A 16892-nucleotide genomic window follows, 5' to 3' on the forward strand; every position below is an offset into this window, starting at 1 on the left:
CGCCCCGCAGGCAACGCCCGCGTTCGACCGATGGCCCCCACGCCCTCTTGACGCCGGACCGGCAGGGGCGCACGATGATGCCGCTGCCCTCCCACCGAACGAGACACGATGACCACGTTCCCGGCCGGCATCCTCGCCCGGCCCCTCCGGCTGCCCCGCCGCGCAGACGATCCCGACGGTGCCAACCTGCGCACCTTCGCCGCGGTGCGCAACTTCATCGCCGAAGAGGTGGCCGGCCACGCCGACCACGCCATGTCGGCCGAAATGTTGCTGCCTCATCTGCGCGACGACCCGGACGAGCACCATCTGATGTGGCTGATCCTCGACGGCGACATGCCCATCGGCCGCGCGGGCATCGACCTGCCCATGGAACCCGCGTCGAGGACCGCCTCGGGGTACGTCGAACTGCGGCGATCGGAGTGGGGCCGGGGAATCGGGAACGCCATGGCGCAGATGCTCGAGACGGTCGTCCTCCGACACGATCGCCGCATCCTCCAGGCCTGGGCCGAACACCGCGAAGGGCCGGGTCCCCGTCTCGGTGCCCGCACGGGGTTCGGCTCGGTACCGGCCGAAGATCATGTCGTGCGCTTCCTCCTGCGACGCGGGTACACACTCGAGCAGATCGACCGGTGCAGCGCACTCGAGCTTGACGGCGCGTGGGCGCGCATCCGGCGGCTTCGCGATGAGGCGCGCGTTTCGGCCGCGGGCTACCGCGTCGTGTCGTGGTTCCCACCCACCCCGCCGGACCACGTCGACGGGTACGCGTGGATGAAGTCGCGCATGGTCACCGACGCCCCGTCGGGCGCGATGGACTACGACGACGAGACATGGGATGCCGCCCGCGTCGCCCGTCACGACTCCCGCTACCTCGAAGCCGCTCAGACCCTGCACGTCACTGCGGCGCAGCACACGCGAACGGGTGAGCTCTGCGCCTTCAACGAACTCGTGGTGGGGCCGGGCGGCACGGGGGCGACGTTCCAGGAGGACACCCTGGTGCTCGCGGAGCACCGCGGACACCGGCTCGGGATGCTGGTCAAGTGCGAGGGACTGCTCTCCTGGCGCCGGATCGCTCCGGCCTCACCGCGCGTCATCACCTACAACGCCGAGGAGAACCGCCCCATGCTCGACATCAACGAGGCGATCGGGTTCGTCGCCATCTCGTACGAGGGCGCGTGGCAGAAGAGGCTCGCCCCGCCCGACGGCGCCCTCCCGATCTCCTGAGATGATCATCACGTGCGCATCGAGACCCCACGGCTGGCGCTCCGTGAGATGACGGAGGGCGACCTGGCGCCGCTGCGCGCGATCCTTCAGGACCCGGTCGCGATGGCCGCGTACGAGGGCCCGTTCAGCGACGCAGAGGTTCGGGACTGGCTGCAGCGCATGAACGACAGCTACCGCGCGCACGGATTCGGGCTGTGGGCGGTCATCCTGCGGGAATCCGGCGAGATGATCGGTCAGTGCGGCCTCACCCGGCAGCGCATTCTCGGCGAGGACGTCCTTGAGGTCGGCTATCTGTTCAACCCCGCCCACTGGCATCGCGGCTACGCCACCGAAGCGGCGGCGGCCTGCCGCGACCACGCCTTCGGGGTTCTCGGCGCCCCCACCGTCTACGCCCAGGTCCGCGACACCAACATCCGATCGATGAACGTCGCGATCCGTCTAGGCATGACCGTCCGCGGCAGGTTCGACAAGCGCTTCCGCGGAGTCACGATGCCCCACCTCGCCTTCGCCGTCGACAGTCAGTGAGTGCGCGGAGCAGCCCTCATCCGAGGGGAAGGCCGAGTGCGTCGTCGGTCCTCCGGAGGGGTTCACTTCCGTGCCGCGGGGGTGTGCGATCATGCGCACCATGGATCGGATCGAGGGAAGAGACATGGCCCTCAGAGCGGCACTGCGTGAGTCGGACCTGACACGGGTCCGCGAGCTGCTCGATGAGCGTGACGCGACCGAGATCGCAGCGCTGCTCGAGCGTGAGGACGCTGCCGACCGCGCCGTGATGTACCGGCTCCTCCACCGCGACAAGGCGCTCGCGGTGTTCGAACTTCTCGACACCGGCATGCGCACCGAACTGTTCCAGGGCCTGCGCGACCAAGACGTGGCACAGGTGTTCGAGGACCTCGATCCGGATGATCGTGCTCAGCTCGTCGACGAGCTGCCGGCAGGCGTCGCGGGAAAGCTCATGCGTGGTCTGTCACCGCAGGAGCGCGATCTGACCGCACCGATCCTCGGGTACCCGAAGAACGCGATCGGGCGCTACATGAGCACGGAGTTCGTGCGGCTGCTGCCCCATTTCACACTCGACGACGCGCTCATCCATGTACGCCACGGCGGCGGCGGCGCCGAAACGGTCTACATGCTCCCCGTCACAAGCGCGCACCGACGGGTGCTGGGCGTCATCGGTCTGCGTGAGCTGATCACGGGCCCTGCCGATCAGACGGTCGAGGACATCATGGTCCCGGCACGCGTGGTGCGCGCCACCGATGACGCCGAGGTGGCTGCGCGCCAGGTTGTCGATGCAGGCTTGCTCGCCGCGCCCGTCACCGACAGCCAGGACCGCATCGTCGGCATCGTCACGGTCGACGACGCCGCACGAATTGTCGAGGAGGCCGAAGACGAGGACGCCGCACGTCAGGGCGCATCCGAACCCCTCGGTCGCCCGTACCTGACCACCCCCGTGTTCGGAATCGTGAAGTCCCGCGTCGTGTGGCTGCTCGTGCTGGCCGTGTCGGCGTTGCTGACCGTGCAGGTGCTCGACGTGTTCGAGGCGACCCTCGAGCAGGTGGTCACCCTTGCACTCTTCATCCCGCTCTTGACCGGAACGGCGGGCAACACCGGGTCCCAGGCCGCCACGACCGTCACACGCGCGCTCGCGTTGGGGGAGGCGACCAAGCGAGACGTTCTGGCCGTCGCCTGGCGCGAGGTGCGGGTTGGCGCGATCCTCGGCACCCTGCTCGGCACGCTGGGCTTCATCCTCGCCGGCGCGGTGTTCGGGCTGGCATTCGGCATCGTCATCGGATCGACCCTGCTGCTGATCTGCACGCTGGCGGCGACCGTCGGCGGGTGCATGCCGATGCTCGCGCGTCTGCTGCGGGCCGACCCCGCCGTTTTCAGCACGCCGTTCATCTCGACCTTCTGCGACGCCACAAGCCTCATCATCTACTTCGTCGTCGCGACCTACGTGCTCGGCATCTCCTAGTCGGCGGTCACACCCAGCCCGCACTCCACCGGCGGCGCTGACAGCGCGGGCAGTAGTGGGAGGAGCGATTCATGAACGCCTCTCGCCGGATCGCCCCGCCGCAGCGCGGGCAGGGCTCTCCCCCACGCCCGTAGACGTTCAGGGAGTGCGCGAAGTAGCCGGCCTGGCCGTTGACGTTCACATACTGCGCGTCGAAGCTGGTCCCGCCCTCGGCCAGCGCCTTGTGCAGCACCGCACGCGTCTCGGCGAGCAGTCGTCCCACGGCGCGGGTCGCCAGAGAGCGGCCGGGAGCGGCCGGATGGATGCGGGCGGCCCAGAGCGCCTCATCGGCATAGATGTTGCCGATGCCGCTGACCACCCCCTGATCCAGCAGCACCCGTTTCACCGCGGACGAGGTCCGCGCGAGGGCAGCAGCGAAGGCGCGGTCGTCGAACGCGGGATCCAGAGGGTCACGGGCGATGTGCCTCGCCTGAGCCGGCACGAGCGCGTCGGGAGCGCCCCACCCTCCAGCGGCGCCATCGGCGGTCGGCACGAGGGCATCCACCGCCAGCGATCCGAACGTGCGCTGGTCGACGAAGACGACGTCGACCTCGCCGTGCAGGGGATGGTCCACGCTGATACGCACCCGTTCGTGGCGCATCGCCTCGGCCCCCGCGGCACGGAGCAGCAGCTGCCCGCTCATCCCCAGGTGCGCCAGCAGCGCTTCTTCGGGCGCAGCGGGGCCGGGCGCGATCGGCAGCCAGAGGAACTTGCCGCGCCGAGCCGCGCCGAGGATGCGGCGCCCCTGCAGTCGCGTCACGAAGTCCGCGGCACCGGGCAGATGACGGGTCATGGCGCGTTCGTCGCGCACCTCGACGGCGGCGACGAGGGCACCGGTGACGGCCGGGGCGAGACCGTTTCGGACGACCTCGACCTCGGGCAGTTCAGGCACGCTCGTTGAGGTCCTGCCAGGCGCTCAGCGCCGCCGCCATCTCGGCGGATTTCTTGCTCGTGCCCACGCCCCGCGCCTCGATCTCGCCGACGCGCACGGTCGCCGTGAAGACGCGGTTGTGGTCGGGCCCGTCGGACTCGACGGAGTAGGCCGGAGGGGACTCCTGGTGAGCCGCAGCGAGCTCCTGGAGGCTCGTCTTGGGGTCCGTCGCCGCCCCATAGCGGTCGGGGTCGTCGAGGAGCGGTTCGACGAGCCGGACGACCAGCCCTGTCGCGGCATCCTGGCCCGCGGAGAGGTATGCGGCACCGATGATCGCCTCGGTCGTGTCCGCGAGGATCGAGTCCTTGTCCCGGCCACCCGTCTGCTCTTCGCCGCGGCCGAGCAGAACGTGCTCACCGAGCCCGATACGACGCGCGACCTCGGCGAGCGCAACCGTCGACACCAGGCTCGCGCGGCGCTTCGCGAGCGCCCCCTCATCGAGCTCGGGATAGCGCGCGAACAGCGTCACGGTCACGGCCTGCCCCAGCACCGAGTCGCCGAGGAACTCCAGGCGCTCATTGTGCGGCGAGCCGCCGTCCTCGTACGCGTACGAGCGATGGGTGAGGGCGAGAGACAGAAGATCGGGATCGATGTCGACCCCGAGCGTCTCGGCGAGTGACCGTCTCCCCCCGGGGACGTCTGTCACGGACGGTCAGTCCGGTTACGCGTCCGCGACCTTGCGGCCCTTGTATTCCAGGAACAGCTCCGTGCCCTGCGAATCGGTGACGACCTTCGCCTGGTGGGGACGGCTGTAGACGACCTTGCCGTTCTCGACCGTCTTGACCAGCGCGGGCGCCTCGGCCTTCCACTGCGCACGACGCGAGCGGGTGTTGGAGCGCGAGACCTTGCGCTTCGGAGGGTTACCTGCCATGGCTCTACTTCTTTCGTTCCGAGGTCTATTCTCTGGGCTCCGCGTCCGCGCCGAAGGACACGTCCCTCAGCGCCGCCCAACGCGGATCTGTGTCGGCATCTTCCTGGATGCCGGAACCCTCGTCCTTCCGTTCCCCCGTCTCCGGATCGAGTCCGGGGCAGTCTTCACTGCAGACCGGCTGGAACGGGAGGGAAAGGACGATGGTGTCCCTGACCGGAGTTTCAAGATCCACGTGGTTGTCTTGAACTTCGAAGTCAGACTCTTCTTCGCCAGGATACGCGAAAAGTTCTTGGAACTCGACTTCCACCGGCGCGGCGATGTCGGTGAGACACCGACCGCAGACGCCCGTGTAGCGCGTGTCCACCTCAGCGGTGACGAGGATCCCCTCGTGCACCGACTCGAGCCGGGCGGCGACGCGCACCGGTTCTCCCGCCTGCACGGCGACGAGTCCCTCTCCCCATCGTTCCGCGGGCGTGGCCTCGATCTGCGCCTCACGCATCTCGCCGGGGCGGCGCACGATGTCGCGCACGCCGATGCTCAGGGGTCCCAGTCGATTCCTCACGGGGGACCATGCTACCCGCGACGGCGGGTGCCGGCTCAGATGTCGCGGGCTCCGGTGTCGAGAAAGCGCGCGACCGCGGCCGGCACGTACGGCGACACGTCGCCTCCGAGTCCGGCGACCTGACGCACAAGCGAACTGGACACGAGCGCGTGCGCGGGGTCGGGCAGCAGGAAGACGGTCTCGACGGCCGCGAGGTGCCTGTTGACGATGGCCATCGGGGTCTCGTAGGCGACGTCGATCTGCGAGCGGATGCCCTTCACGAGCACGCTCGCGTTCACGTCCCGCGCGTAGTCGACGAGCAGCCCCACGCTCCATGCGGCGACGATCACCTCACCGGGGAGCTCCGCCTCGGCGATCGACTGCTCCAGCAGCGACTGCCGTTCGGCGATCGGCAGCATCGCCTCTTTTCCCGGGTTGTGCACCACGAGCACGTGCACGGTGTCGTAGAGTTCGGCCGAGCGTCGGATGACGTCCAGGTGGCCGAGAGTCGGCGGGTCGAAGGACCCAGGCACCACAGCGATCCGGTTGCTCACCCGTAGAGCCTATCGTTCAAGCGGGAGGGCCGGCGAAGCCCCGGCGCTCGGACTCAGTTCTTCGCCATCGCGGCCCGCTCGGCGACATCGAGACGCCGCTCGATCGCGGCTGCGAGTCCCGGGTGCGAGCGCAGCGCGGGATCCGCGGCGATGATCTCCTCTGCCTCGGCACGGGCCGTCACGATGAGATCGGCGTCGGTGACCACGCGCAGCAGCCGCAGGGACGAGCGCGCCCCCGACTGGGCATCGCCGAGGACGTCCCCCTCACCGCGCAGTTCCAGATCGACGTCGGCCAGTTCAAAGCCGTCCAGCGTGCGGGCCACCGCCTCGACGCGAGAACGGGCCGGGGTGCCGGGCGCGGCCTCTGTGACGAGCAGACACAGGCCGGGAACTTCGCCGCGACCCACTCGCCCGCGCAGCTGGTGCAGCTGCGAAACGCCGAAACGGTCGGCGTCGAGCACGACGATCGTCGAGGCGTTGGGCACGTCCACGCCCACCTCGATCACGGTCGTCGCGACGAGCACGTCGGAGCCGCCCTCGGCGAAGTCGCGCATCACGGCGTCCTTCTCGTCGCTCGGCATCTTGCCGTGCAGCGTCTGGATGCGGCGCTCGCCCAGCGCAGGGTGGCGGCGCAGCAGTTCGGCCGCCTGCACGACCCCCCATCGCGCGCGAGCGGCGTCGTCGGCGGGTGCCGACTCCGCGCCGTCATCCTTGCCGGGGGCCGCTTCCGCGTCGATCGCCGGGCAGACCACGAAAGCCTGATGGCCTTTCTCGATCTCCTCCTCCACGCGGTCCCAGACCCGGGCGAACCAACCGGGCTTCTCGGCGACCGGGGCCACGAACGACTCGATCGGCGATCGTCCCGCGGGCAACGAGCGGATCGTCGACACGTCCAGGTCGCCGAAGACCGTCATCGCCACGGTGCGCGGAATGGGCGTGGCCGTCAGGACGAGCACGTGGGGGCTCTCACCCTTGGCGCGCAGCCGTTCACGCTGCTCGACGCCGAAGCGGTGCTGTTCGTCCACCACGACGAGTCCGAGGTCGGCGAACGTCGTCGACTCACTGAGCAGAGCGTGCGTGCCGATCACGATGCGCGCCTGCCCGGAAGCGACCCGCAGGGCCGCTCTGCGGCGTTCCGGGGCGCTGAGCTGTCCCGTCAGCAGCGTCGGCATCAACTCGGGCGCAAGCTGAGGCCCCAGCATCCGCGCGATCGAGCGAAGATGCTGCCCGGCCAGCACCTCGGTGGGCGCGATGAGCACCGCCTGGCCCTGCCCCTCCGCGACCTGCAGCATCGCCCGCAGCGCCACGAGCGTCTTGCCCGAACCCACCTCGCCCTGCACGAGGCGGTTCATCGGCCAGCCGGCGACGAGATCCGCGGCGATCGCCTCCCCCACCTCCACCTGGTCGGCCGTGCGCTCGAACGGCAGCATCGCGTCGAAGCGGGCCAGCAGCCCGTCCGCGTGCGCAGGGCGCGGGCGGGCGGGCAGCGCCCGCACATCGGCGCGCTGCTGCAGCAGCGCCGTCTGCAGGATCACCGCCTCATGCAGACGCAGCGTGTGGCGCGCGCGCTCGACGTCCGCATCGGAATCGGGGCGATGGATGCCGCGCAGCGCCGCCGACGCGTCGAGCAGGCCGTGGCGCTGCCGGAACGCCTCCGGCAGCGGGTCCTGGAACGGGCCGATCAGATCCAGCACCATCGCGACGACCTTGGCGACCTGCCAGCTGGGCACGGCGGACGTGGCCGGATAGATGGGGATCAGGGCGCGGGCGAACGCCGCGGCGGCGTCTGCCGAGGCCGCGGAATCGTCGTCGTCGAAGAGCTCGTAGTGCGGGTGCGCGAACTGCTTCGCGCCCCGGTACTCCCCCACCTTGCCCGCGAAGATGCCGCGGCGGCCGGGCCTCAGCTCCTGCAGTCGCCAGGCCTGGTTGAAGAAGGTCAGCGCGACCTCTCCGCGCCCGTCGCCGATCACGACCTCGACCAACGAGCCCTTGCGCTGTCGCATCGAGCGCTGATTGACGCTGCGCACCTCGGCGACGATCGTCACCGCCTCACCGACCGGAAGCGAATCGATCGGCGTCAGCTCGCCCCGGCGCGCGTAGCGGCGTGGATAGTGCATGAGCAGGTCGCCGACGGTGCGCATGCCGAACGCGCGCGCGAACGCGGCGGCGGTCTTGCCCCCCACGGCCCCGTCGAGACGGGATTCGAGCTGCAGCGACGGCACGGTTCGAGTGTAGGCAACAGCACCGACATGCGGAGGGTCCCCGCCGTATCGCTCGCTATCGTGGACGGGTGACACGCATCATCGCGGGAGCGGCGGGGTCGCTGCGGATCGAGGTTCCCGACAGCGGCACGCGTCCGACGAGCGACCGCGCGCGCGAGTCGCTGTTCGCCGCGCTCGAGGCCGCCGACGCGGTCGACGGCGCCCGCGTTCTCGATCTGTATGCGGGATCGGGGGCGCTGGCACTCGAGGCGCTCAGCCGGGGTGCCTCGAGCGCAGAACTGGTCGAGAAGGCGCCGCGCGCCGCTGCCATCGCCGCGCGCAACGCGGCCCATGTCGCGCGGGCGATGCACGCCCCGGTGCCCCGCGTGCATCGCATGGGCGTCGGGTCCTTCCTGCGTGCGGCGAGCGGACCCTGGGACCTCGTCTTCGCCGACCCGCCGTACGACGTGACCGAGGACGCGCTGGCCGACGTCTTGGATCTGCTCGCGCCGACCCTCGCCGACGACGCACTCGTGGTCGTCGAGCGAGCACGTCGCTCGAGCGCACCGCGTCTTCCGTCGTCGCTGGTGCACGCCCGCGACCGGCGATACGGCGACACGATCCTGTGGTGGGTGCGGCGCCGGCCCGGTGGATGATCGTCAGCCGATGGCGCCGGTGCGCCCGTCCCAGTCGCGGTAGGGATCCCAGCCGCCCTTGACCGCCTCGCCGTCGACCCGCACCGCCGCGCCGCCATCGCGCGCGTGAACGGTCCCGATGATCCGGAAGCCGCCGGGCAGCTCCGCACCCGCCGGGAATGTCGCGAGCAGGCCATGGTCTTCGCCCCCCGTGATGGCCCATCGGCGATGCTCCCCCAAGGCGTCGCCGGCGATCTCAAGACGCACGCCGGATGCCGCAGCCAGCCGTCCCGCGTCGATCGCGAGACCGTCCGAGACATCCATCATCGCGGTCGCCCCTGCATCCGCCGCCGCCGATCCCCGCCCGATCGGCGGCACGGGACGCAGCTGCGCCCGCACAGCCCCGGCGTCGACCGCATCGAGCAGACCCATGTCGATGGGTGTCGCCCCCTCTGCGTCGGAGAAGCGGTCGAACAGCACCTCCAGCCCACGTGCCGCCTGCCCAGCCGCGCCCGCCAGTGCCAGCACATCGCCCGGCCGCGCCCCGCTGCGGCGCACGGGCCGCCGCCCCTCGAGCGAACCGAGGGCCGTGACGGCGATGGTCAGCGTGGCCGAGACGGTCAGGTCGCCCCCGACCACCCGGCATCCCGGTGACAGGTGCTCGCACGCCGCACGCAGCCCATCCGCGAGCTCCTCGACGAACGCCACGCGCGTGTCGTCGGGCATGGCGAGCGCGACGAGCAGAGCCGTGGGCCGAGCCCCCATCGCGGCGACATCCGCGAGGTTGACCGCCGCCGCCTTCCATCCGAGGTCGAAGCCGCTCGACCAGGCCAGCCGGAAATCGGGTCCGTGCACGAGCGTGTCGGTCGTGGCGACGACCGCTCCCGGCACGTCGATGACCGCGGCATCGTCACCGGGACCGACCTCATCCGCGGAGTACTCTGCCCGCGGTTCGGATGGATGCAGCCGGGTGAGGATGCGCTCGAGGATCTCACCCTCCGAGAGCTCACCGACGGTGGTGGGCGGCTGCGGGGCAGGGTGCATGAACCCACGGTAGCCTGACGTGATGCCCTCTCTGCCCCGGATGCTCGCCGCCGCGGTCACGCTGGGGACACTGCTGGTGACCGGATGCAGCACCACGGTGTCGATGGAGCCCGCTCCGGCGGCGAATGCACCGGAATGCGCCGACGTGACGGTGCGACTGCCCTCGGAGGTGGCGGGCCAGCCGCGGGTGTGGACAAACGCGCAGGCCACCGCCTCGTGGGGCGACCCCGTCGCCGTCGTCCTCGCATGCGGCGTCGAACCGCCGGCGCCGACGACGCTGCCGTGCCAGACCGTCGGTGGCGTGGACTGGATCATCGACGACAGCGAGGCACCGCGCTACCGGCTCACGACCTTCGGGCGGACCCCCGCCGTCGAGCTCTACCTCGACAACGAGATCGTCTCGAGTCTCGACGTGCTGGACGCCCTCTCGGCCGCCGTGGCGCGCCTGCCTCAGGATGGCGAGTGCACTGCTCCCGTCGACACCACCGAGACGCCCGCGCCGACGGAAGGCTGACTGCGCGTCATCCCCGCGCGACGGCGGTGTCGATGAGTTCGGAGATGAGTTCCGGGTACGTCATGCCCGAGGCGATCCAGCACTTGGGGAACATCGAGATCGGCGTGAATCCGGGCATCGTGTTGAGCTCGTTGACGATGAGGCCCTCGGGTGTGAGAAAGAAGTCCACGCGCGCGAGACCACGTCCGTCGACGGCTTCGAACGCCTGCACGCCGAGAGCACGCAGGTCGTTGAGCTCCCCCAGCGTCAGGTCGGCGGGGCAGACGATCTCGACACCGTCTCCGCCCAGGTACTTGCCTTCGAAGTCATAGAAATCGCGGGTGGTGAGAACGATCTCTCCCGGAAGCGAGGCGCGGACGACCCCGTCGCTGCCCTCGAGGATCGCCACCTCGATCTCGCGTCCGTCGATCGCCTGTTCCACGAGCACCTTGTCGTCCTCCGCGAACGCGAGGGCGAGGGCGTCGGGCAGCTGCGTCTGCTCGGTGACCTTCGACACGCCCACGCTCGATCCCGCGCGCGCGGGCTTGACGAACGCGGGCAGTCCGACGCTGCGCGCCTGTTCCAGGACGCTCTCGGGCGCGGTGCGCCACGTCCTCTCGCGCACGGTCACCCCGGGCGCCACCGGCACGCCCGCGGCCTGCAGGGCGATCTTCATGAAGTGCTTGTCCATGCACAGCGCGGAATCGATGATGCCTGCGCCCGCGTAGGGGATGCCGAGGGTGTCGAGGAAGCCCTGCACGGTGCCGTCCTCGCCGTGCAGGCCATGCAGGATCGGCAGGACGACGTCGATCGTGCCCAGAGACTCCACCTGGCCATCGACATGCCGAACCCGCAGCACGCGATCCACGCCGCCCTCCGGCCACAGCACGCGGGTGCCGTTGTCGACCACCTCGGGCAGATCATCGCCGAGAGCGAACCGGTCGGGGTCGTCTTCTTCGAGCACGAAGGCGCCATCACGGGTGATTCCGATGGGGATCACCCGAAAGCGGTCACGATCGATCGCCCGAAGCACCCCACCCGCCGTGACGGAGCTGATCGAGTGCTCGCTGGAGCGACCGCCAAAGAGCACCGCCACCGCCGTTGTCTCCATGCTGGATCCTCTCCCCCTGCGGGGTGTCGTCGTCGGTCGTCAGATGCGGCGCGATGTCGCGAGGGTCCATCGTGCCATCGAGCACGCGCTTGACCTGCGCGACGATCGGCATGTCGACACCGGCCTCCTTCGCCAACGACAGGATCGGCGCGACGGAGGCCAGGCCCTCGGCGGTCTGCTCCATCTGCTTGACCACGTCCTGAAAGCTGTACCCCTGGCCCAGCAGGCGGCCCGCGGTGTTGTTGCGCGACAGCGGCGACTGGCAGGTGGCGATCAGGTCGCCCAGCCCGGCCAGTCCCTGCAGCGTCTCGGGCTGCGCGCCGAAGGCCACGGCGAAGTCGGTCATCTCGACGAGCCCCCGCGTGATGATCGAGGCCTTGGTGTTCTCGCCGTAGCCGACCCCGTCGACGATGCCGATGGCGACGGCGATCAGGTTCTTCAGAACGCCCCCGAACTCGGTGCCGGTGACATCCGTGTTCACGAATGACCGGAAGTAGCGATTGCGCGCCCGGCGCGCGACGGCGTCGGCCGTGTCGAGGCTGACCGACGAGATGACCGCGGCGGTGGGCTGCTCGCGCGCGATCTCGAGCGCGAGGTTGGGCCCGGACGCGACAGCGATGCGGGTCGGATCGCAGTCGAGCTCCTGCTCGATCACCTGGCTCATCCGCAGCCCCGTTCTCCGTTCGACGCCCTTCATCAGGCTGACGAGGGGAACGGATGTGCGGGTCACCAGGGGGCGCAGCGCCTTGAGGTTCTGGCGAAGCGCCTGGCTCGGGATAGACAGGTAGACCTGATCGACCCCGTCCAGGGCCTCGGAGAGATGGTGGGTCGCGTCGATCGAACGCGGCAGGTTGACGCCTGGGAGGTACTGGCTGTTGCGCTTGGCCTCCGCGATCTCGTGCGCGAGTTCGGCCCGGCGCGCCCACATCGTCACGTGCGCGCCGCCGTCGGCGAGGATCTTCCCGAAAGTCGTGCCCCAGCTGCCGGCGCCGATCACGGCGACGCGGGGGGCGTCGACAGCCCTACGACTCAAAGCGACCCGTCTCCTCCTGCGCGTGCTGCGCCGGATTCCACCGCTGGGGCGGTGCGGACTCCCCGCGCAGACCCTCGAGCAGGTGCGTGACGGCATCCATGACGCGCGTCGTTGCCGCGGCGAGCACCGCCGGCTGCGCACCGCTCGCCGGCACCTCCGACACCGATATCGGGTCGCCCAGCACGATGCGCACGCGCTTGCGAGGCGGCCACAGGCTGATTCGCTTGGCGTAGCGCGCCATGATCTGCTGGGTGCCCCAATGCGCCATCGGGATGACCGGAATGCCCCCGGCGGCCGCAAGACGCACAGCCCCCGTCTTTCCCCGCATCGGCCACATGTCGGGGTCCCGCGTCAGCGTTCCCTCGGGGTAGACGACCACGCCGCGGCCGTTCTCGACCAGTTCTCGCGCAGCGGACAGCGTTCGCTGACCCGCGCCGGACGAGGAGGTGCGCGCCACGGGGACCATCCCGCATGCACGCAGCACGGGGCCGAGAACGGGCACGCGGAAGAGGCCCTCTTTGGCGAGGAAGCGGGGCGCGCGGCCCATTCGCCAGACGGCGACGGCGACGATCAGCGGGTCGATCTCGGTGTAGTGGTTCGGGGCCAGCACGTAGGCGCCGCGCCTCGGGAGCTTCTCGGCCCCCTCGATCTCGATCTTGGCGAACAGGCCGACGACGGGCACGACGAAGATCGCGAGCAGCCAGAAGACACTCGGTCGTGCTCGCTCACTGGCCGGCGGGCTGTCTCGGACCACGCGCGTCACCCGACGATGTCGAAGTCGGCGCCGAGGGAATCGAGCTTGTCGAAGAACTTCTCGTAGCCGCGGCTGATGATCCCGACGTTGCGCACCGTCGACTCGCCGCGGGCCGTGAGAGCCGCGATGACGTGGCTGTAGCCGCCGCGCAGGTCGGGAACGGTGATGTCGGCCGCCGTCAGTTTGGTCGGCCCCGTGATGATCGCGGCCTGCTCCAGCGAGCGTCGCGGCACGCGCCGCAGACCGTCCTGCAGACCCTGCGGGTGCACGGTGATGTCCGCGCCCATCTTGACCAGCGCGTCGGTGAAGCCGAAGCGGTTCTCGTACACCGTCTCGTGCACGATCGACTCGCCCGTCGCCTGCGTGAGCGCGACGATGAGCGGCTGCTGCCAGTCGGTCATGAATCCGGGATGTACGTCGGTCTCGACCGTCACCGCGCGCAGGTCACCGCCCCGGCGGAACAGGATGCCGTCCTCGCGGATGTCGAAGTCGCCGCCGACCTTGCGGACGACGTTCAAGAAGGTGAGCATCTCCTGCTGCTTGGCGCCCCCGACGAAGATCTCGCCGCCGGTGGCCAGCGCAGCGCTGGCCCAGCTCGCCGCCTCGTTGCGGTCGAAGATGGCGCGGTGCTCGTAGCCGCTGAGCTTGTCGACCCCCTCGATGAGCAGCACGCGGTTGGGCTCGTATGAGATGATCGCGCCCATCTTCTGGAGCACGGCGATCAGGTCCATGATCTCGGGCTCGATGGCGGCGCCTTTCAGCTCCGTCACTCCGCGCGCGCGCACGGCCGTGAGCAGCACCTGCTCGGTCGCACCGACACTCGGGTAGGGCAGCGTGATGTTCGCGCCGTGCAGTCCCCGCGGCGCGGACAGCCGGATGCCGCTCGGCAGCTTCTCGACGACGGCGCCGAACTTGCGCAGCGCGTCGAGGTGGAAGTCGATGGGGCGGTCGCCGATGCGGCATCCGCCGAGGTCGGGGATGAACGCCTCGCCGAGCCGGTGCAGCAGCGGACCGCAGAAGAGGATCGGGATGCGCGAGGCACCCGCGTGCGCGTCGATCTCCTCCATGTGGGCTGACTCGACGTCGCGCGGGTCGAGCACCAGCGTGCCCTGGTCATGGCCGTCGTCGACGCGCACTCCGTGCACCTCGAGCAGCGAACGCACGACGGCGACGTCGCTGATCACCGGCACGTCGTGCAGGATGCTGGCGGTGTCACCCAGCAGCGACGCCACCATCGCCTTGGTGACGAGGTTCTTCGCACCCTTCACCTCGACGCGTCCGCTCAGCGGGCGACCACCGCGGATCGCGAGCGTCTCCCCCGTCCCTCCCTTTCGACCGCCTGCCGGCATGGTGTCGTTCAGGAGAGTCGTCATGGGGTGGGCCTCACGGTTGGGGAAAGGGCAGCACCGGAAGGGTGCGGGGCCGCCAGGATTCGCGGCGCGCCTCGTAGGCGGCGATTCTGTCTTCACTCCGCAGGGTGAGCCCGATGTCATCGAGCCCTTCCAGGAGCCGCCACCTAGTGTAATCGTCGATGTCGAAAGGAACCCGGATATCGGCGACGGTCGCCTCGCGCGCGTCGAGGTCGATCGTGATCGACGTTCCCGGCTCAGCCTCGATCGCCGCCCAGATCCGCTCCAGGTCCGCCTCCGAGATCACTCCCGTCACGAGACCCTGCTTTCCGGCGTTGCCACGGAAGATGTCGGCGAACCGCGTGCTCAGCACGGCTTTGAAACCGTAGTCCCGCAGTGCCCATACGGCGTGCTCCCGGCTGGATCCGGTGCCGAAATCGGGACCGGCGACCAGCACGCTGGCGGCGGCGTAGGCCGGCTGGTTCAGCACGAAGTCGGGGTCCTGCCGCCAGCTGGCGAACAGCGCGTCCTCGAATCCCGTCTTCGTGACGCGCTTGAGGTAGACCGCGGGGATGATCTGGTCGGTGTCGACCGCGGAGCGCTTGAGCGGCGCCGCGACGCCCGTGTGGGTGATGAACTTCTCCATGCTCAGGCCTCCAGATCGCTCGGGCTCGACAGCGTGCCCCGCACGGCCGTCGCAGCCGCGACGAGCGGCGAAACGAGGTGGGTGCGCCCGCCCTTGCCCTGCCGTCCCTCGAAGTTGCGGTTCGACGTCGACGCGCAGCGCTCGCCCGGGGCGAGCTGGTCGGGATTCATCCCCAGGCACATCGAGCATCCGGCGAAGCGCCATTCGGCGCCGAACTCCTCGATGATCTTGTCCAGGCCCTCGGCCTCGGCCTCAAGGCGCACTCGTGCCGAACCCGGCACGACCATGACCCGCACACCCTCGGCTTTCGTCCGGCCCCGGATGATCGAGGCGAACTGGCGCAGGTCCTCGATGCGGCTGTTGGTGCAGGAGCCCATGAACACCGCATCGACGGGGACGTCCTTCAACGGCGTTCCCGGGGTCAGGTCCATGTACTGCAGCGCCCGCTCGGCGGCGACGCGGTCGTTCTCATCGGCGAAGGAGGCCGGATCAGGCACGCGCTCCGACAGCGACACGCCCTGGCCGGGGTTGGTGCCCCACGTGACGAAGGGTTCGAGGTCGTTCGCGTCGATGTAGACCTCGGCGTCGAACGCCGCCCCCTCGTCGGTGGGCAGGCTGCGCCAGTACGCGACCGCCTCGTCCCAATCGGCGCCCTGGGGCGCGTGCGGCCGCCCCTGCAGGTAGGCGAAGGTGGTCTCGTCGGGCGCGACCATGCCGGCGCGAGCACCCGCCTCGATCGACATGTTGCAGATCGTCATGCGCCCCTCCATCGAGAGGGCGCGGATGGCGCTGCCGCGGTACTCGAGGACGTACCCCTGCCCGCCGTTCGTGCCGATCTTCGCGATCACCGCGAGGATGATGTCCTTGGCGGTGACGCCGGGCTTGAGGTCGCCCTCGACGGTGATCGCCATCGTCTTGAAGGGTGTCAGCGGCAGGGTCTGGGTCGCCAGCACGTGCTCGACCTCGCTCGTGCCGATGCCGAACGCCATGGCCCCGAAGGCACCGTGCGTGGACGTGTGACTGTCGCCGCAGACGACCGTGACTCCGGGCATCGTCAGCCCGAGCTGCGGGCCGACCACGTGCACGATCCCCTGCTCGGCGTCGCCGAGCGAGTGGATGCGCACGCCGAACTCCTCCGCGTTGCGGCGCAGCGTGTCGATCTGGGTACGGCTGGTCAGATCGGCGATCGGCTTGTGGATGTCGAGGGTCGGGGTGTTGTGGTCCTCGGTCGCGATCGTCAGGTCGGTGCGGCGCACCGGCCTGCCCTCGGCCCGGAGACCGTCGAAGGCCTGCGGGCTGGTCACCTCGTGCACGAGGTGCAGGTCGATGTAGATCAGGTCGGGGCGTCCGTCCTCGCCCTTGACGACGAGGTGGTCCTCCCACACCTTCTCGGCGAGGGTGCGAGGCCGCTCGGGGATGTCGAATGCCGCGCCGGCGGCGGCGGTGTCGGGGGTGGTCATGCTCAGTCGGTCTCCTTCACAGGGGGATCAAGCCCGC

18 protein-coding genes are annotated in these 16892 nt (G+C 69.9%); 5 read left to right on the forward strand and 13 right to left on the reverse strand.

Annotated features, from left to right (window positions below; genetic code table 11):
• Positions 1 to 108: 108 nt before the first annotated feature.
• From M4I32_RS02120 to mgtE, 3 genes are all read left to right on the forward strand, one after another.
• Positions 109 to 1221 carry a GNAT family N-acetyltransferase gene (locus tag M4I32_RS02120; protein ID WP_319032829.1) on the forward strand — a complete coding sequence of 371 codons (1113 nt, stop codon included), beginning with the start codon at positions 109 to 111 and terminating at the stop codon, positions 1219 to 1221.
• 12 nt (positions 1222 to 1233) lie between these two features.
• The gene (locus M4I32_RS02125; RefSeq protein ID WP_319032830.1) at positions 1234 to 1746 is read left to right on the forward strand and encodes a GNAT family N-acetyltransferase; all 513 of its coding nucleotides are present in this window, start codon (positions 1234 to 1236) and stop codon (positions 1744 to 1746) included.
• A 124-nt stretch (positions 1747 to 1870) separates the two neighbouring features.
• The gene (gene mgtE, locus M4I32_RS02130; RefSeq protein WP_319032831.1) at positions 1871 to 3193 is read left to right on the forward strand and encodes a magnesium transporter; all 1323 of its coding nucleotides are present in this window, start codon (positions 1871 to 1873) and stop codon (positions 3191 to 3193) included.
• A 7-nt stretch (positions 3194 to 3200) separates the two neighbouring features.
• On the opposite strand, the gene mutM is transcribed toward mgtE, so the two are convergent.
• The 6 genes from mutM to M4I32_RS02160 all read right to left on the reverse strand — a co-directional run bounded on the left by mutM (position 3201) and on the right by M4I32_RS02160 (position 8351).
• Complete coding sequence (gene mutM, locus M4I32_RS02135) at positions 3201 to 4124, reverse strand: bifunctional DNA-formamidopyrimidine glycosylase/DNA-(apurinic or apyrimidinic site) lyase (RefSeq protein WP_319032832.1); 924 nt, start codon at positions 4122 to 4124, stop codon at positions 3201 to 3203.
• Positions 4117 to 4809 carry a ribonuclease III gene (gene rnc / locus M4I32_RS02140; RefSeq protein ID WP_319032833.1) on the reverse strand — a complete coding sequence of 231 codons (693 nt, stop codon included), beginning with the start codon at positions 4807 to 4809 and terminating at the stop codon, positions 4117 to 4119. Before rnc ends, mutM begins: the two co-directional genes overlap by 8 nt.
• A 15-nt stretch (positions 4810 to 4824) precedes the next feature.
• Complete coding sequence (gene rpmF, locus M4I32_RS02145; protein ID WP_172989695.1) at positions 4825 to 5034, reverse strand: 50S ribosomal protein L32; 210 nt, start codon at positions 5032 to 5034, stop codon at positions 4825 to 4827.
• Positions 5035 to 5059: 25 nt separating this feature from the next.
• Positions 5060 to 5533: a DUF177 domain-containing protein gene (locus M4I32_RS02150; RefSeq protein ID WP_319032915.1), complete on the reverse strand. Its 474-nt coding sequence runs from the start codon at positions 5531 to 5533 to the stop codon at positions 5060 to 5062.
• Positions 5534 to 5631: 98 nt separating this feature from the next.
• Positions 5632 to 6129 carry a pantetheine-phosphate adenylyltransferase gene (gene coaD, locus M4I32_RS02155; RefSeq protein WP_319032834.1) on the reverse strand — a complete coding sequence of 166 codons (498 nt, stop codon included), beginning with the start codon at positions 6127 to 6129 and terminating at the stop codon, positions 5632 to 5634.
• A 53-nt stretch (positions 6130 to 6182) separates the two neighbouring features.
• The gene (locus M4I32_RS02160) at positions 6183 to 8351 is read right to left on the reverse strand and encodes an ATP-dependent DNA helicase RecG (protein WP_319032835.1); all 2169 of its coding nucleotides are present in this window, start codon (positions 8349 to 8351) and stop codon (positions 6183 to 6185) included.
• 68 nt (positions 8352 to 8419) lie between these two features.
• On the opposite strand from M4I32_RS02160, the gene rsmD reads away from it, so the two are divergent.
• Positions 8420 to 8986 (forward strand): 16S rRNA (guanine(966)-N(2))-methyltransferase RsmD, encoded by a 567-nt coding sequence (gene rsmD, locus M4I32_RS02165; RefSeq protein WP_319032836.1) that lies wholly within the window; start codon positions 8420 to 8422, stop codon positions 8984 to 8986.
• Positions 8987 to 8989: 3 nt separating this feature from the next.
• Here rsmD and thiL read toward each other — a convergent pair whose 3' ends face one another.
• Complete coding sequence (gene thiL / locus M4I32_RS02170) at positions 8990 to 10009, reverse strand: thiamine-phosphate kinase (protein WP_319032837.1); 1020 nt, start codon at positions 10007 to 10009, stop codon at positions 8990 to 8992.
• Positions 10010 to 10031: 22 nt separating this feature from the next.
• Here thiL and M4I32_RS02175 point away from each other — a divergent pair, with 22 nt between their 5' ends.
• Positions 10032 to 10523: a DUF3515 family protein gene (locus tag M4I32_RS02175; protein ID WP_319032838.1), complete on the forward strand. Its 492-nt coding sequence runs from the start codon at positions 10032 to 10034 to the stop codon at positions 10521 to 10523.
• Positions 10524 to 10530: 7 nt separating this feature from the next.
• Here M4I32_RS02175 and M4I32_RS02180 read toward each other — a convergent pair whose 3' ends face one another.
• From M4I32_RS02180 to leuC, 6 genes are read right to left on the reverse strand one after another with little or no spacing between them, the layout of a single operon-like run.
• Complete coding sequence (locus M4I32_RS02180) at positions 10531 to 11613, reverse strand: D-alanine--D-alanine ligase family protein (protein WP_319032839.1); 1083 nt, start codon at positions 11611 to 11613, stop codon at positions 10531 to 10533.
• The gene (locus M4I32_RS02185; protein ID WP_319032840.1) at positions 11513 to 12646 is read right to left on the reverse strand and encodes an NAD(P)H-dependent glycerol-3-phosphate dehydrogenase; all 1134 of its coding nucleotides are present in this window, start codon (positions 12644 to 12646) and stop codon (positions 11513 to 11515) included. The genes M4I32_RS02180 and M4I32_RS02185 overlap by 101 nt, the downstream gene beginning before the upstream one ends.
• Entirely contained in the window at positions 12636 to 13409 is a 774-nt protein-coding gene (locus tag M4I32_RS02190) for a lysophospholipid acyltransferase family protein (RefSeq protein ID WP_319032841.1), read from the reverse strand. The genes M4I32_RS02185 and M4I32_RS02190 overlap by 11 nt, the downstream gene beginning before the upstream one ends.
• The gene (gene murA / locus M4I32_RS02195) at positions 13406 to 14773 is read right to left on the reverse strand and encodes a UDP-N-acetylglucosamine 1-carboxyvinyltransferase (RefSeq protein WP_319032842.1); all 1368 of its coding nucleotides are present in this window, start codon (positions 14771 to 14773) and stop codon (positions 13406 to 13408) included. Before murA ends, M4I32_RS02190 begins: the two co-directional genes overlap by 4 nt.
• Positions 14774 to 14783: 10 nt before the next feature.
• Complete coding sequence (gene leuD / locus M4I32_RS02200) at positions 14784 to 15395, reverse strand: 3-isopropylmalate dehydratase small subunit (protein WP_319032843.1); 612 nt, start codon at positions 15393 to 15395, stop codon at positions 14784 to 14786.
• Between the two features lie 2 nt (positions 15396 to 15397).
• Positions 15398 to 16855 (reverse strand): 3-isopropylmalate dehydratase large subunit, encoded by a 1458-nt coding sequence (gene leuC / locus M4I32_RS02205; RefSeq protein WP_319032844.1) that lies wholly within the window; start codon positions 16853 to 16855, stop codon positions 15398 to 15400.
• Positions 16856 to 16892: the final 37 nt, after the last annotated feature.

Origin of the sequence: Microbacterium sp. LRZ72 (assembly GCF_033792225.1) — a bacterium.
Classification (GTDB): Bacteria; Actinomycetota; Actinomycetes; order Actinomycetales; family Microbacteriaceae; genus Microbacterium.

Coding starts and splice junctions, on each gene's coding strand:
- M4I32_RS02120 (WP_319032829.1), top strand. CDS start 109: ATGACCACGTTCCCGGCCGGCATCCTCGCCCGGCCCCTCCGGCTGCCC.
- mgtE (WP_319032831.1), top strand. CDS start 1,871: ATGGCCCTCAGAGCGGCACTGCGTGAGTCGGACCTGACACGGGTCCGC.
- rpmF (WP_172989695.1), bottom strand. CDS start 5,034: ATGGCAGGTAACCCTCCGAAGCGCAAGGTCTCGCGCTCCAACACCCGC.
- M4I32_RS02150 (WP_319032915.1), bottom strand. CDS start 5,533: ATGCGTGAGGCGCAGATCGAGGCCACGCCCGCGGAACGATGGGGAGAG.
- thiL (WP_319032837.1), bottom strand. CDS start 10,009: ATGCACCCTGCCCCGCAGCCGCCCACCACCGTCGGTGAGCTCTCGGAG.
- M4I32_RS02175 (WP_319032838.1), top strand. CDS start 10,032: ATGCCCTCTCTGCCCCGGATGCTCGCCGCCGCGGTCACGCTGGGGACA.
- M4I32_RS02180 (WP_319032839.1), bottom strand. CDS start 11,613: ATGGAGACAACGGCGGTGGCGGTGCTCTTTGGCGGTCGCTCCAGCGAG.
- murA (WP_319032842.1), bottom strand. CDS start 14,773: ATGACGACTCTCCTGAACGACACCATGCCGGCAGGCGGTCGAAAGGGA.
- leuD (WP_319032843.1), bottom strand. CDS start 15,395: ATGGAGAAGTTCATCACCCACACGGGCGTCGCGGCGCCGCTCAAGCGC.
- leuC (WP_319032844.1), bottom strand. CDS start 16,855: ATGACCACCCCCGACACCGCCGCCGCCGGCGCGGCATTCGACATCCCC.